This window comes from Bradyrhizobium sp. Pha-3, assembly GCF_042258615.1.
Taxonomy (GTDB): Bacteria; Pseudomonadota; Alphaproteobacteria; order Rhizobiales; family Xanthobacteraceae; genus Bradyrhizobium.
This window is the reverse complement of record NZ_CP170152.1, coordinates 4,210,736-4,226,233: the sequence shown is the minus strand read 5'-3', so window position 1 is coordinate 4,226,233 and position 15,498 is coordinate 4,210,736. Positions and strand designations below refer to the sequence as shown.

The following is a 15,498-nucleotide window of genomic DNA, read 5'->3' as shown; positions in this document are numbered from 1 at the left end:
CGTTTTTTGTATCGGCGGCGCGACGGCGCCGTCGTTCTCAAGATCGAAACAACGTCATCTCGCCGCCGTCGTCGCCAGCGCTCCGACGGCGTCGACGAAACACTTCATCGGAGCCTGCACGACGCCGGCGCCGATGATCCCCATGCCCGGCTCCTTGTGCGCCGTCGCGGTGTTGATGACCGGCCGCATGCTCTCATCCACGACCTTGCGGATGTCGATGCCGACCGGCGCTCCGATGAAGTCGAGCATCGGCAAGGTGAAACCCGGATTGCGGCCGATCGTGACGTGCGCCATCTCGCGCGAATAACGCAGGGCGTCCTGCGGCGTGCCGCCGACGAACTGGACCATCGCCGGAGCCGCCGCCATCGCGAACGCGCCGAGGCCGGCGGTCTCGGTGATCGCGCTGTCGCCGATATCAGGATTGGCATCGGCATCGCTGAAGCCGGGCAGGAACAAGCCGACCGGGATATCGGCCGGACCGACAAACCATTGCCCGTTCAGCCCGCTGACCCTGATCCCGACATTCACGCCGTTGCGCGCCATCGCGGTGACGATGCTGCTGAACGGCACGCCGTGCGCGGCATCCATGGTCGCCTTGCACGCCGCCATCGACAGGCTGAGGAAGAACATGTCGTCCGCCCCGATCGTCCGCAGCGTCTCGTGAACGATGTCGCGCGAGATCGAGGACTTGAGCAGCGATTCGGTGACGGCGCGATACAGCAGCAGGGTCGCCGCCGTGTTGCGGTTGTGGACGTCGTCGCCCATGTGCAGCGACTGCGACATCAGCGGCTTCAACGGCAATCCGCCGTCGATGCCGGCAACCGCGGCCTTCAGACATGGCGCCAGCACGTTCTCGATCAGCTTGAGGCCCTCGATCACCTCGGGCGCGAAAGCGCCGAACCGCAATGTCTTGGCGCCGCCGGATTCCATCATCGGCGCATAGGCGCGATTGCCGGTGGTCTGGTTCTGGACCACGAAGAGCGGCATCGAGGGCGAGATGATCCCGGTCATCGGCCCGACCGCGCCGAATTCATGGCACGGTGCGAAGCGGATGCCGCCTGCCGCGACGAGTTGTTCGGCTTCCGCCTGGGTCGCCACCCATTTCTCGTAGAGGATTGCGCCGACGACCGCCCCCTTCATGGGGCCGCACATGTCGTTCCAGCCGATCGGCGGACCGGCATGGAGCAGCGTCCGGCCCATGTCCGGCCAGACCTCGGATGCGTGCGCCGCGACGTCGACCCAGACCGGCTGCGCAGTCAGGATGCGCTCGAGCACTTCCGCATTGGCGCGATCGATCCGCGATCCCAGGCAGTCGGCATCACCGGCGTCGCCAACCAGTTGCGCGAGGCTCCATGCGACCTCGGGACTTCCGTCGCCGACCGGCTGCCACTGCAGACGCACCAGCGGGGCCCCGCTGCTTTCGACACCGCGATCGAGGCCGGAGGCGCCGAGGCTGATGACGGAAGTCTTGTGTTGGAGCGCGGAAGGGGCTGCGTTCATCATCGTTCTCCACCTTGCATCACGCGGCGCCCAGTGGCGTTGTCGGCCGCGGCCATGCGGCTCGCGATAGCTTGCGCGGAACGGGCGGCGCCCGTGCTGCTGCCGACAATCTCCGCGCCGGCATCCGCCAACATGGCTTTCTGGGTCTCGTAGGGCTGCGGATCTGAATCCGTGCCGCAGACGAAACAGAGCACGGGAAGCTCCCGCCCCTGCGCTCGCGCCGCGGCCTTCGCCCGGCGGATCGCCGGAGCCAGGATCTCGGCCGGATTGGGGTGGCTGCCGTAGCCGAGCACGACGTCCAGAACGATGCAGGCAACGGTCGGATCGCCCGCTTCCTTCAGCAGCCGTTCGATCCGCACGCCATAGTCGATCATCGGGTGCGGACGCCCGACCGTGAATTCGTCACTGCCCAGATCGATCGCCGTGTGTCCGTGGCTCGCTTCCACGTCGGCAAGACGCTCCGCGCCTGCAAGCGGCGCGTTCGATCGGGCACGAATGCCCGCCGCCTGCCAAATGGTCTGGGCTTCCGAGCAGAACGTGCCACCGGAGTAGAGACCGCGCAGGTAGCGCTGCGAAGGCGCCAGCGACGCACACACCCGCGTTGCCGACGCCTCAACGGACTGTTCGTCACTCCCGGGTTGGCGCGCTCCCGCAAACGCGACAGCCAGCCGCGCCGTCTCCTCGAGCGACGATGTGCGGTGAACGTTGCCGGCGGATGCTGCCGGCTCGCCGCCGAGGAAGCAGATCACGACCGGCTTTCCGATCGCGCCGGCGCGCGCGACCACCCGCTTCTGCACATCGGGCGCAGGAGGCTTGGAAACGATGGCGACAACCTTGGTCTGCGCGTCGGCGGCCAACAGTTCCAGGCCCTGCAGCATCGTGATGCCGCCGACCTCGCTTGAAACGTCGTGGCTGCCGGTGCCGATCGCCTGCGAGATGCCCTGGCCATGACGATGGATCTGGCACATCACCTCCTGCAGGCCGGTTCCCGACGCGCCGACGAGCCCGATCGCGCCGCGCCGAACGACGTTGGCAAATCCAAGCGGCACACCATTGATGATGGCCGTGCCGCAATCCGGTCCCATCACCAGCAGGCCCTTCTGCGCCGCAACGCGCTTGATGGCCTGCTCCTGTTCGATCGGCACGTTGTCGCTGAACACCAATACGTTCAGGCCCTGGCGCAGCGCCTTCAAGGCTTCCGCCGCGGCATAGGGGCCCGGCACCGAGATCAATGCGAGGTCGGCATGATCGGCAATCGCGACGCCTCCGGAGATCGAGCGCGGCGGCGCTTCCGCCGCGGCTTCAGTCGATCCGCCCTTCGGTTCTTCGCCGGCGATCAGGGAGTGAATCTCGCGCTCCGCGGCTGCAAGCTTTTCGGGCGCATCGTCCGCCACAACGATCATGATATCGCCCGGCTTGGCGCCCTCGAGCGCCGGGCTCATCAGCCCGGCCTGCTGCAGGAACTCCTTGTTGCTGCGCGTTCCCATCAGCAGCGTGACCCGCTGCACGCCGGTCCGCGCGACCGTGACCTGGGAAATCCGCATCAACGACACGGAATCCTTGTACAGGTTCGCCCTTATGCTGGATTGAATGGCCATCGCCTTGTCGTTCCCTTGAATCCCGCAGGCTGCTTGTTTGTCTTGAGCTTGAGCTTGAGCCAGCGGCCAGCTCGATTGCCTGATCACAGTGAGGCGCCGACGCGCCTCAACTGCTTCAACTCGGTGAGCGCGGGCGCCATTGCAGCCGTCAAGATCGGGCGGCCATCTTGCTCGCACTCGAAGGCAGATTGGCGCGGGCGAATGTCCCGCCGAGGCGCCAATCCCGGTAGCTAATGAACGACGTGCGTCCCTGTCTCGCCCCGCAGCGCCGCCATGGCGCAATCGAGGTGACTGATGATCGCACGCTTGCCGCCGCCCTCGAGAAACCGGATCGCCGCATCGACCTTTGGTCCCATGCTTCCCGGAGGAAAATGTCCCTCACGGTGGTAGACCTTGATCTCCTCAAGGCTGACCTGATCCAGATCCTTCTTGTTCGGCTTGCCGAAATTCACCGCAACGCGCGGGACCGCGGTCAGGATCAGCAACTCTTCGATACCAAGCACATTCGCGATATGCGCGGATGTCAGATCCTTGTCGATGACCGCCGGCACGCCGGTGCGCACGCCCTTCGCATCACGAACCACGGGAACGCCGCCCCCGCCTCCCGCAATGACGATCGTCCCCCGCTTGACCAATGCGTCGACCAGCGAGATGTCGCAGACATGCTTGGGCTTCGGCGACGGCACGACATGACGCCAGCCGCGCCCTGAATCCTCACGCATCGCCCAATTGAGCTCCGCGCTGATCTTCTTTGCCTCGTCCTCGGAGAAGAACGGTCCGACGAACTTCGTCGGATTCTTGAATGCGGGATCGTCCTTGTCCACCTCTACCTGGGTCAGCAGGCTTGCCACATGTCGCTGGTTGCCCTGTTCGCGCAGCGCATTCTCGATCGCCTGCATCAGGAGATAGCCGATGCCGCCCTGGCTGTGCGCGACGCAGATGTCCATGTCCATCGGCGGGATTCGGCTCATCGTCAGCATCTGGCGCATCATGATCTTGCCGACGACCGGGCCGTTGCCATGCGTGATGACGAGCTCATTGTCGAGTTGCGCGAGCGGCAGCAGCGCTTCCGCAGTGATCTGCGCGACCGACTTCTGCTCCTGGGAAGTGCCCCTGATATCCTCGGGGTGAACCGCATTGCCACCGATCGCGACCACCAGGCGGCGCGGCACGTCATTGAGTGTACGCATTTCCTTACCTCCCGGCATTCTGGACGATGGCAACCGCAAGCTCACATGCCTGCGCGTTCGACGGCGCAACGAGGATTCCGGCCTGCTCCAGTTTCCTGACTTGCGCGGAGCGCCCTTGCGGGTCCTGCTCCGTGCCGACGACGGACGCGATCAACGCCGGCGCATCTTGCCCGCGATCGGCGACGATCCTGGTCAGATGTTCGGCGGGATCGGCGTGCGCGCCATAGCCGAGCACAAGATCGAGCAGGACCACCGAAAGATCGCGGTTCTTGAGCGCAGCACGCAATGCATCGTCGCGCACTGACGGGTCGATCATCGGGTGCGGCCGGCCACGGGTATATTCGTCGTCGCCGAGGTCGATCAGCCGATCCCGTCCGGCGTTCGGCTCGACGCCGAGCTTGACCACGCCGGGGATCGCGGCGTTCGACGCCACCTTCCGGCCTGCGGCGGCGAGGATCACCTGAGCTTCGGCACACAGCGTTCCGCCGGCGAATAAACCCTCGATCCCGCCTCGGCCGCTGCGCGCAAGCCGTGACGCGACAGCGTTCGCATCGAAGCCGGCGCCGATCTTCCGGTCTCCCAGTGCGAGCTCCGCGGCGCCCTTCAGCGTCGGCGAGAAGCGCGCGTTCGGCGGCAGCTCGGTCTCCGAAGCACCGATGAAACACACGGTGTACGACTTCCTGCTTCTGCCGATCCGCTCAAGGACGGACCTGGCGACGTCAGGATGCGGCGGCTTCGAGATCAGCACCACATGATCGGTTTCCGGATCGGACTCGAATGCATCGATCGCCATCAGCGTGGTGATGCCGCCGATATCCTTCTTCAGATCGCGCCCGCCGACCCCGATGGCGTGAGAGATTCCCGCGCCGGCTTCCGAGATCAGGCACGAGACTTCCTGCGTTCCGGTCCCCGACGCCCCGATGATTCCGATCCTGCCGCGCCTGATCTTGTTGGCGAACGCAAGCGGCGCGCCGCCGATCACGGCCGTTCCGCAATCCGGCCCCATCATCAGGAGGCCGGCCGCCCGCGCCTGCTGCTTGAGCGACAACTCGTCCTCGAGGGACACGTTGTCGCTGAACATCAGGACATGCAGGCCGCGATTGAGCGCCTTGCGCGCCTCGGCGGCGGCGAACTCGCCGGGAACGGAGATCAGCGCAAGATTGATCTCCGGCCTGACCTTCACCGCAGCGGCGATCGAGTGCGGCCGCCAGGCAGCCTGCGCCTCGCCCTGGGTCTTCGGCTTGTCGAGCGACTTGATCGCATTGTCGAGGGCTTCGCGGGCAGCGGACTCGGACTCGGCCTTGACCGCGATCACGAGGTCATTGCCTTTCACGGCAGTGCCCTCCTCCAGCAGTCCCGCATTGCGCATGATCGCAGCGTTCGACGGCGTTCCCATCATCAGCGCCGCCTCGATCACGCCGGGCGAGCCGGCCACCTCGCGCGACAGCCGCATCAGCGCGACCGAGTCGAGATAGAATCCCTTGCGGACCTCATTCAGGACAACGACGTTCATGACACACCCAAATCCTTGGCGATCGCGACGATCGCCTGCTGGAAGCACGCCAACGGCGCCTTGACCACGCCGGCACCGACCTGGCCGATGCCGGGCTCGCGATGCGCGATGCCTGTGTTGATGACGGGCACCACGCCGGAATCGACGACCAGGCGGATATCAATGCCGGTCGGCACGCCGGCGAAATCCATCGCGGCGATGGTCCATTCGGGATTCTGCGCAACCGTGATCTCGCCCATCGAGCGGGTGAAGTTACCGGCCTCGGACGGCGCACCGGCCCCCACGAAACCTGCGACGGCCGGTGCCGCCGCCATCGCGAATCCACCCAGGCCGATCGTCTCGACGATCGCGGAATCGCCCATGTCCGGATTGGCGTCCTTCTCGGAATAGCCGGCGAAATACAGTCCCTCCGGCATTTCGACCGGCGCGGTGAACCATTGCTCGCCGAGCCCGCTGACACGGATCCCGAAATCGGTGCCGTTGCGGCACATGGTGGTGACGATGGTCGAACCCCGAATGCCGTTGGCAGGATCGGTGATCGCCTTGCCCATCGCCATCGCGATGTTGAGGAAGAACTGATCGTTCTGCCCGATGAACGCGAGGCATTCGGCAAGAACGGCGTTGTCGGTCGTAGTCCGCGCCATCCACGGCGCGATCTCGCGCAGGAACACGCTCGAACAGGCGAGATTGCGTTGATGCAGCTCGTCGCCCATCGACAAGCCCCGCGCGACGATCGATTTCAGGTCGATGCCGCCGGCGGCACGGATCGCCTTGCCCAGAGTTGGACCGAACACGTCGCGCAGCCAGGCGAGCCGCTTCAGCACGCTCGCATCGTTGCCGCCGAAGCGCATCACCTTGCCGAGCCCCTCGTTGATCGCGCAATAGGCGCGGTTGGAGAAGCGCGCGTTCTCGACCACGAACAACGGCATCGACATCGTCGTCATGCCGGTCATCGGGCCGACTGCGCCGAAGTGGTGGTTCGGGTGAAATTCGATCTCGCCACTGGCGGCGAGCTTGGTCGCGGTCGGCAGATCCTGTGCCCATCCTTCGAATACGATGGCGCCGGCGACCGCGCCGCGCATCGGGCCGCACATCCTGTCCCAGGAGATCGGCGGTCCGGCGTGGAGGATCATCCGTTCGTGCAGGCCCGGGATCAACTGGCGGGCGGGAACGATGTCGATCAGCCGCGGCTCCCCTTCGAGTATCCGGGTGAGCGCCTGCTGGTTTGCGTCTTCGATCAGTTTCATCGGTGCGCCCTCACACACCGAGCTTCGCGAGCAGGGCCGCCATCTGCGGATCTCCACCCGCCGACGGCTTCCAGTCGACGTGAACGACGTCGATGCCGCAGTCGCGAAGGTCCTTCACGAACCCCTCAAGCCCGACATTCACGACTTCGACCTTGCGCGCCAGCAACTGCTGATACTGCGGCCTATCCTGATCCGTCATCGTCTCCGCCCTAATTGAGTTCGGTTTCGTTGCGTCGAGTAAATAAGAAAACACTTACTTCGTCAAGACCGAATTCCCGGAAAATGCGAATTTCCGTATCCGCTCGAACAGCGGACCGGCCGAAGCGCAATCCGCCTTAAAAAAAAGTGCTCCGAACTTCGTTCGGAGCAGTCTGGGAGAACTCGAAATTTGATCTGCAACGGCGTCACCGTTCGCGAAGGGCGTGGCGCAGGACGATCAGACTGCCGGCAAACGCATCCAGTCCGGATGTATGCCCGATCGCCGTCAGAGCCGTGAGGGCGCGACGAAATCCGGCGGCCTCGCCGCTCATCGTTGCGTGGATGGCAGCGTGCAGTGCCGCCGCGCCGTAACCCAGCGCCGCCGCGCGCAAATGGATTCGGCTGATGTCGTTGGTGCCGTCGAGCAGCGCGCGGCAATGCTCCCACAATGCGTCGCGCGCTTCGATGCGTCCGAGCGCCGCCAACGCAATCAACGCACCGCCGATCAGATCGTCGCCGGACGGCGTAAGTCCCGGCCCGAGACCGATCAGGCTGCCAAGCCCGGACCCGCGATCCGTATCGTCATCCGAGCCTGCGAGGATTAGCTCCAGTGCAGCAAGGCCAGGCATGGCAGCCCGAACAAGCGCAGACGCCTCGCCCGGAGCATGTCCGGCCCCGACCGCGGCGAGGCCTTCCGAAGTCAGATCACCGCCCCATACCTCGTCGACGGCATCAAGGCCGCGCCTGAGGCTGCTCGTCGACCAGTGTGGTGCAGCGGGCGGCGCCCAGATGGACCGCTCGGCCAGATTTGCGAGCGGCGTCGCTCCGATCCACAGAATGGAGTCCACGACCCGCACGGGGTCGCCGACCGCCAATCCTGGCCATCGGAAGTCGCCGACCACGTGCAACGGGCCCGATCCGATGCCGATCCGCCCAACGCAGATCCAGATTCCGTCGATCACGGCGTAGAACGAACGTTCGAACACGGCGACGACCTGGCCCGCGGCGCGATCGCGAAGCGCCTTGTCGGCAAGCAGCCCCACTTCCACACCGGAACAGACCGTCGCTGCGGGCCCGGGACGCCGCTCGCCCTGTGCGCTTACGCGACCCGGCTGCCTTCCGTCAGCTTCGCGGCTTCCGACCAACATCCGCCCCTCGCCTCCCTCAACGTGCCTGGGTCGCGAACCGTTGCGTCGCGCCGGCCTGGGCCTCGCCGCCCAAATAGGCGGCTTCGAGCAGCGGATCCTCGGCGATGATGTCGGCGGCGCCGCTCTTCAGGATCGCACCGGTCTCCAGCAGATAGGCCCGGTCCGCCAGCGCGAGCGCGTGGCCTGCCATCTGATCGACCACGATGATGGTCATGCCCTCGCTCCGCAGCCGCTCGAAGGACGCAAACAGCTCATCGACCACGAGCGGCGCCAGCCCGAGCGACGGCTCATCCAGCATGTAGATCTTCGGCCCGGTCAGGAGGCCGCGCGCCACCGCGAGCATCTGCTGCTCGCCTCCCGACAGCAGGCCGGCGCGCTGATCGATGCGTTCCTTCAGCCGCGGGAAGCGCACGAACATCGCCTCGATCTCGGCATCGAGGTCGATGCCCTTGCGCGCATAGGCGCCGAGTTGCAGGTTCTGCTTCACCGTCAGCTCCGGAAACACCTGCCGCCCTTCCGGCACGAGCACGACGCCGGAGCGGGCACGAACATGTGCGGGCATCCTGTCGATGCGCGTCTCGGCGAGCCGCACTTCGCCCGTGGAGCGCGGCGGTTCGAGACCGGCAATCGACCGCATCAGGGTGGTCTTGCCGGCGCCGTTCGCGCCGAGCACCGCGACCGCCTCGCCGGGAGCGACCACCAGATCGATCCCGTTCAGGGCGCGCGACAGGCCATAGAACGAGTCGAGCGTCTTGACCTCGAGCGCGGTGCCCTGCCGCGCCGGCCGCGGTGCGCGGCTCTTCTCGCCGGGCGTGGCGTCGCCAAGATAGGCTTTGCGGACCAGCGGATCATTACGGATCGCCGCCGCATCGCCGATCGCGATGCGTTTGCCGCCGTCGAGCACGACGATGAGATCGCTCAGCGACATGATCATCGGCATGTCATGCTCGACGATGATGACGGCGATCCCAAGGTCGGCGATCCGGCGCAACAGCGCGGTCAGGCGCTGCTTGTCGCCCTTCGAGAGGCCCGCCGCGGGCTCGTCGAGCAGCAGGATGCGGGGCCGCAATGCCAGCGCGCGCGCGATCTCGACCAGCCGCTTCTCGCCATGGGACAGCGAATCCGCAAGACGATCGACATCGCCGTCGACACCGGTAAAGCGCAGCAGGAACCGGGCAAAACCCTCGGTCTCGGCGTTGCGCAGCGCCGAGACAACGCCGCCGAGACGGCCGACCCGCTCGGCCAGCAGGATGTTCTCCAGGATCGTGAGCGAGCCGAACAGCTGCGTGGTCTGGAACGTGCGCGCCACGCCGACCCGCGCCAGCAAATGCGACGTCATGCCCGTGACATCGCGATCGCCGAGCTTCACCGTCCCCGCCTGCGGCCGGTAGAAGCCGCAGAGCAGATTGAGCGCGCTGGTCTTGCCGGCGCCGTTGGGACCGATGATGCTGGTGACGGCACCGGGCAGCGCCTTGAACGATACGCCCTGGACCGCGCGTACGCCGCCGAACGAGATCGAGAGATCCGTCACGTCGAGCCCCGCCGCGTTGCGGGTCTCGAGGATCGCCGCATTGGTTTCCGCCGCGGCGATCGCGGGCTCGGCCACCGGCTTGCGCGCCGGCAGGACTCTTGCGGCGAGCTGCTCCACGAGGCCGACGATGCCGGAAGGCGCGGCGCGCAGCACGACGAACAGCAGGACGCCGAAGGCCAGCAGGCGATACTCGGCGAGATCCGACAGCGCCTCCGGCAGCAGCACCACCAGCGCTGCGCCGATCACCGGGCCAAGCACCGAGCCGGCGCCGCCGACCATCACGGCGAACAACAGCAGCACTGATTGCAGGAACGGGAACGAGCTCGGGCTGATATAGCCCTGCAGCGGCGCAAACAGCGCGCCGGCCAGCGCCATCGCGGCCGCCGAGATCACGAAGGCCACGGCGCGGACCTGCACCAGATCGATGCCGAGCGAGCGCGTCGCGACCTCGGTGTCGCGGGCGGCACGCATGGCATAGCCCCAGCCGCTGCGCTTCAGGCGCGCGAACAGGATGAGGCCGGCAAACACCAGCACGATGCCGGCAATGGCAAGCGAACGCTCGGACAGCGTATAGCCGAACACGCTGGGCGGCGCGCTCAGCATCAGGCCGTTGCCGCCGCCGGTGAGATCGCGCCACTCGATCGTGACATGCTCGACGATGAAGCCGAAGGCAATCGTCACCATCGCCAGATACGGCCCGCGCACGCGCAGCGCCGGCATCGCGAGCAACCCGCCGACGATGCTGACCAGCACGATGGCCCCCGCCGTCGCGGCGAGGTAGGGCCAGCCCGCCTTCTCCATCAGCAGTACGGTGGTGTACGCACCGATCGCCATGAAGCCGATATGGCCGAGCGAGATCTGGCCCGCGAGGCCGAGCAGGACGTTGAGGCCGATACAGCCGATCGCCGTCAGCGAAATCGTCGCGATCAGGAACACCGAATAGCTGTCCGCGACCGCGGCGTAGCCGATGGCAATCGCGAACGCTGCGACCGCGACGAGAAGGGAGGCGCGAGAGGTCATACCTTCTTAACTCCAGCTCGGCCGAGCAGCCCGTGCGGCATGACGACGAGGATGACGATGACGGAAGCGAACGTGATGATCTGGGTGTAGACCGAGCCGAGATAGTTGGTCGCGAGCACCTCGATCAGGCCAAGGCACAATCCGGCCAGCATGACGCCCCAGGCGCTGGCGAGACCGCCGATGATCGCGGCGGCGAACGCCTTGATGCCGAACAGCGTGCCCATCTCGGACGAGACATTGAACAGCGGCGCGATCAGCAGCGCGGCGACGCCCGCCAGCATGGCCGACACCGCGTAGCTCGCGGCGATGGCGCCGCTGACATTGATGCCCATCAGCCGCGCGGCATTGGGATTCTGCACCACCGCAAGCATCGCGACGCCATGCCGCGTGCGGCGAGTGATCAGATGCAGCGCCAGCGCGAGCAACAGGCCAACCACCGGAATCAGGAGTTGCAGGGGATAGACCCCTGCCCCCTCCACGATCTGGATCGGCTTGGCCGCGAGCATCGACGGGAAGCTGCGCGGCTCCTTGCCGAACACGAACAGCATCACATTGTCGACGATGATGCCGACCGCGACGGTCGCCATCAGCCAGTTGTCCGACCCGCGCAGCACGAACGGACGAACCGCGAAGCGTTCAATCAGAACGCCGTAAACCGCGCAGACCAGCAACACCGCGGGGATGCCGATCGCGGCCGGCCAGCCCCACACGACGAGGAAGAAGTATCCGGCAACGGCTCCCAGGGTCATCGAGCTGCCCTGCGAGAAGTTGACCGTGCCGGACACGGCGTAAGTGACGTGAAAGCCCAGCGCGAGCAGACCGTACATGCTCCCCAGCGCCATTCCGGTTATTATCGCCGAAAGAAACGACATCGATGATCACCCCGATCTGCTTGCTGGACGACCGCTGCCGTCAGTTCTTGAACGGCAGGATGTGGTTGTCTTCGAAGTGGGCCCAGATGTAGTCCTGCGCCGTCAGCGCATCGTGCTTGTCCTGGGCGAACGGCTTTTCATAGGTCTTGATCAGACCCTCCAGCCGGTCGATTCCATAGAAGCCGTCACGGATGGCCGTCGGATCAGTGCTGCCGGCCTTCTGGATCGCGGCCGCGATCACCAGGACGCTGTCATAAGCGTTGGCAAAGCCGACCGCAGGCGTCACGTCCGCCGGGCCCTTGATGTCCGGATACTTCGCCTGCAGCTCGGCGAGCACGCGCTTGCCGACCGGCGAGAGGTTGCCGAAAAAGCTGTAGGTCTGGACGAAGACGACGCTCTCGGCACTCGGCCCGGCGAGCTCGGTGAAGCGGCCGCCGGCCGGTCCCCAATGCGACACGATCGGCGGCGCCCAGCCCATCCGGTCGAGCGACTTCACGACCTGCGAGGATGGACCGACATTGCCAACCAGGAACAGGGAGTCGGCACCCGCCTGCTTGAGCCGGGACAATTGCGCGACCACGTCGACATCATTCGCCTCGAACTTCTCGACACCCGCCGGTTCGATCCCGGCCGCCTTCAGCGCCACGCGCAGGCCGTGCTCGTTCGATTCGCCCCAGGGATTGTTGACGAGGATGAGGCCCGGCTTCTTGGCGGCGAAGGTCTTGCCGGCGAACGCGACGATCGCCTTGTCGACCTCGTCGTCCATCGCCGAGACGCGGAACACGTAGTTGGACGCGGCGCCGTTCTGCGTGATGTTGGTGCCGGCCGCCCATGGCACGACGAACGGCATCTTGACGTTGTTGACGAACGGCACGATCGCAAGCTGGACCGGCGTATCGAGACCGCCGAGCAGCACCGCGACCTTCTCGCGCTGGATCAGTTCGCGCGCGGCGGTCAGTCCCTTCGCGGGATTGCTTTCATCGTCACGGCGCACCAGCTCCAGCGGACGGCCGAGCACGCCGCCTTTCGCGTTGATCTCCTCGATCGCGATCGTGGCGCCGCGGGTCAACGCTTCGCCGGCGCGCGCCGACTGGCCCGACAGCGCGGTGACGAGGCCGATCTTGATCGGCTCGGCGGCCCGCGCCCGGTCCGCAAGCGGCACAGAGCCGATGAGAATGGCGAGCGCGCCCTGCAAGACGACGCGGCGGCACAACCCGGTGATGGGGGTACAAGCGTAGCTCATTTCTGCAATTCCTCCCGCTCCGACGGCTCCGCAGCCGCCTCTGGTCCGCTGCCGCCGTCTCCGCGGCCTTGACGGAAGTAAAAACTTTCTTCACAAATTGACGAATGTCAAGCGGCTGATCGCGTGCCGAGTGGAGATTGCAATGCAACGGGAGACTGGAGCGGAACCGGAGCGAGCCACCTCAAATGGCATTCTCGGCGGTGCAACATCCGCGCAAGCGGTGGATCCAGCGCGCGGTCTCATCTCTCATGACCGCTACAGCTACAGCGCGATCACGCGCCGCCCCGACTTCGTATGGCCGAACGGAAAGCGGCTCGCGGTTTACATCGCGCTCAACCTCGAGCATTTCGCTTTCGGCGACGGACTTGGCGCCGAACTCTGCCCGGGCGGTCCACATCCGGACGTCCTCAATTACGCCTGGCGCGATTATGGCAACCGGGTCGGCGTGTGGCGGCTCATCGATCTGTTCGACCAGCTGAAACTGCCGGTCTCCGTGCTCGCGAACAGCAGCATCTATCACTACTGCCCGGAAGTCATGGACGCCTTTCGCGCGCGCGGCGACGAGGTCGTCGGCCATGGACGGACCAATTCCGAACGTCAAGGCGTGCTCTCACCTGCCGAGGAGCAGCAACTGATCGCGGAGGCGACGGATGTCATCGCGCGAGCCGAAGGACGACGACCGCTCGGCTGGCTCGGTCCCTGGATCTCGCAATCCGCGGTGACGCCGGACCTTCTCGCCGAAGCGGGCTACGAATACCTGCTCGACTGGTGCATGGACGATCAGCCGGTGTGGTTCGCGACGAGGGGTGGCGGGCGGATCCTGTCCGTCCCCTATCCACAGGAACTGAACGACATCCCCTCGATTGTCGGACGCAAGGACAGCGGCGAACAGTTTGCGACCATGATCACGGACACATTCGAGGAGATGCTGGCGCAGTCCGCCAAGCAGTCGCTGGTGATGGGCATCGCGCTGCATCCGTACCTGGTCGGCCAGCCCCACCGGCTGCGGCCGCTGCGACGCGCCCTGCAGGCGATCGTCTCACGGCGCGAGGACATCTGGATCACCACTACTGGCGAGATCGCGGCATTTTCGCGCGCCCTGCCCGACGGCATCGTGCCTACATAAGAAACTGGAGAGCCAAATTGACAGCCATCGATACACTCTTTCAGAACGCGCGGCTGACCGACGGCCAGCTGGTCGAAATCGCCGTGGGCGGCGGCAAGATCGTGGCGATCGCGTCGTCCCCGCAAAGCTACAGCGCCGTCGGCGAAAGCCGCGACCTTGGCCGGCGCCTGGTGCTTCCCGGCATGGTCGAAGGTCACATCCACCTGGACAAATGCTTCATCGGCGACGACTGGAAGCCACACCGGCCCTGCACCGCCGGATTCGACGTCCGAGAGCGCGTCAAATTCGAGAAGGAAGCCCTGGCCGGCGCCAAGCCGATCGCAGCTCGAGCAGCGGCCCTGATCGACCTTTGCGTCTCGCAGGGCACCACTCACATGCGCAGCCATGTGGATGTCGACGCCGAGGTCGGCCTGCGACATTTCGAACCGATCGCCGCCGCGCGGGAGGCGCACCGGGACAAGCTTTCGATCCAGATCGTCGCGTTTCCCCAGAGCGGCATCCTGACATCGCCCGGAACGGCCAAATTGCTTGAGGAAGCCGTTCGTGCCGGCGCCGATCTGGTCGGCGGACTTGATCCCGCAGGCCATGACGGTGACGTCGCCGGGCATCTCGACGTCATCTTCGGGATCGCCGAGCGGCACGGCGTCGGCATCGACATTCACCTGCATGACGGCGGCCTGCAGGGCATCTCGGAGATCGAGGAGATCGCGCGGCGGACCAAAGCGTCGGGCCTTGGCGGCAAGGTCACGATCAGTCATGCCTATGCGCTCGGCGAAGTGGCTGTTGACGTGGCTCAACGTACTGCGCAGCAACTTGCCGAAGCCGGCGTCGCCATTCTCACCAATGCCCCGGGCGCGCGCTCATTTCCGCCCGTGTTGCTGCTTCGCGATGCCGGCGTCACCGTGTTTTCCGGCAACGACAACATCCGCGATTCCTGGTGGCCTTACGGCGACGGCGACCTGCTCGAACGCGCAATGATGGTCGGCTACCGCTCCGGGTTCAACACGGACGATCAATTGGCCGCGGCCTTTGACATGGTGACGACCAACGCAGCGCGCGCGCTTGGCCTCAAGGATTACGGCCTCACCGTCGGCGGAACGGCGGATTTCGTCGTGCTGGACGCGCGGCATGTCCAGGAAGCCGTGGTCGCTCGTCCCAAGCCACGCGATGTCTACAAGGCCGGCCGACTCGTCGCGCAGGGTGGCGTGATGGTTGCGGCCGGTGCCCGGAAGCAGTGAACATGGAGGAATCGCACTTGACGAACAGTCGTAATGCCGATCTCAATCCCAGCTGCTTGCGCCGGGAACCGGTC

Annotated in this window: 12 protein-coding genes; 2 read left to right on the top strand and 10 right to left on the bottom strand. The window is 65.8% G+C overall.

Going from position 1 to position 15,498, the window contains the following annotated elements:
• Positions 1-54 precede the first annotated feature (54 nt).
• The 10 genes from ACE10Z_RS19965 to ACE10Z_RS19920 all read right to left on the bottom strand — a co-directional run bounded on the left by ACE10Z_RS19965 (position 55) and on the right by ACE10Z_RS19920 (position 13,060).
• Complete coding sequence (locus ACE10Z_RS19965; RefSeq protein ID WP_375789432.1) at positions 55-1,500, bottom strand: DUF1116 domain-containing protein; 1,446 nt, start codon at positions 1,498-1,500, stop codon at positions 55-57.
• Positions 1,500-3,098, bottom strand: a complete 1,599-nt coding sequence (gene fdrA, locus ACE10Z_RS19960) for an acyl-CoA synthetase FdrA (protein WP_375789431.1) — start codon at positions 3,096-3,098, stop codon at positions 1,500-1,502. The genes ACE10Z_RS19965 and fdrA (ACE10Z_RS19960) overlap by 1 nt, the downstream gene beginning before the upstream one ends.
• A 230-nt stretch (positions 3,099-3,328) precedes the next feature.
• A complete protein-coding gene (gene arcC, locus ACE10Z_RS19955) occupies positions 3,329-4,288 on the bottom strand; it encodes a carbamate kinase (protein WP_375789430.1) in 960 nt (319 codons plus the stop codon).
• Positions 4,289-4,292: 4 nt separating this feature from the next.
• The gene (gene fdrA, locus ACE10Z_RS19950; protein WP_375789429.1) at positions 4,293-5,801 is read right to left on the bottom strand and encodes an acyl-CoA synthetase FdrA; all 1,509 of its coding nucleotides are present in this window, start codon (positions 5,799-5,801) and stop codon (positions 4,293-4,295) included.
• On the bottom strand, positions 5,798-7,048 hold the full coding sequence (locus ACE10Z_RS19945; RefSeq protein WP_375789428.1) for a DUF1116 domain-containing protein: 1,251 nt from the start codon (positions 7,046-7,048) through the stop codon (positions 5,798-5,800). The genes fdrA (ACE10Z_RS19950) and ACE10Z_RS19945 overlap by 4 nt, the downstream gene beginning before the upstream one ends.
• A 10-nt stretch (positions 7,049-7,058) precedes the next feature.
• Positions 7,059-7,247 carry a hypothetical protein gene (locus ACE10Z_RS19940; RefSeq protein ID WP_050404632.1) on the bottom strand — a complete coding sequence of 63 codons (189 nt, stop codon included), beginning with the start codon at positions 7,245-7,247 and terminating at the stop codon, positions 7,059-7,061.
• A gap of 205 nt (positions 7,248-7,452) precedes the next feature.
• On the bottom strand, positions 7,453-8,232 hold the full coding sequence (locus ACE10Z_RS19935) for a DUF2877 domain-containing protein (RefSeq protein ID WP_375789427.1): 780 nt from the start codon (positions 8,230-8,232) through the stop codon (positions 7,453-7,455).
• Positions 8,233-8,410: 178 nt separating this feature from the next.
• Positions 8,411-10,945: an ATP-binding cassette domain-containing protein gene (locus ACE10Z_RS19930; RefSeq protein ID WP_375789426.1), complete on the bottom strand. Its 2,535-nt coding sequence runs from the start codon at positions 10,943-10,945 to the stop codon at positions 8,411-8,413.
• Positions 10,942-11,817 carry a branched-chain amino acid ABC transporter permease gene (locus ACE10Z_RS19925; protein ID WP_375789425.1) on the bottom strand — a complete coding sequence of 292 codons (876 nt, stop codon included), beginning with the start codon at positions 11,815-11,817 and terminating at the stop codon, positions 10,942-10,944. The genes ACE10Z_RS19930 and ACE10Z_RS19925 overlap by 4 nt, the downstream gene beginning before the upstream one ends.
• A gap of 40 nt (positions 11,818-11,857) precedes the next feature.
• On the bottom strand, positions 11,858-13,060 hold the full coding sequence (locus tag ACE10Z_RS19920; protein WP_375789424.1) for an ABC transporter substrate-binding protein: 1,203 nt from the start codon (positions 13,058-13,060) through the stop codon (positions 11,858-11,860).
• Between the two features lie 142 nt (positions 13,061-13,202).
• Here ACE10Z_RS19920 and ACE10Z_RS19915 point away from each other — a divergent pair, with 142 nt between their 5' ends.
• Both ACE10Z_RS19915 and ACE10Z_RS19910 read left to right on the top strand, forming a co-directional pair.
• Positions 13,203-14,186: a polysaccharide deacetylase family protein gene (locus tag ACE10Z_RS19915; RefSeq protein ID WP_375789423.1), complete on the top strand. Its 984-nt coding sequence runs from the start codon at positions 13,203-13,205 to the stop codon at positions 14,184-14,186.
• A gap of 17 nt (positions 14,187-14,203) precedes the next feature.
• On the top strand, positions 14,204-15,424 hold the full coding sequence (locus ACE10Z_RS19910) for an amidohydrolase family protein (RefSeq protein WP_375789422.1): 1,221 nt from the start codon (positions 14,204-14,206) through the stop codon (positions 15,422-15,424).
• Positions 15,425-15,498: the final 74 nt, after the last annotated feature.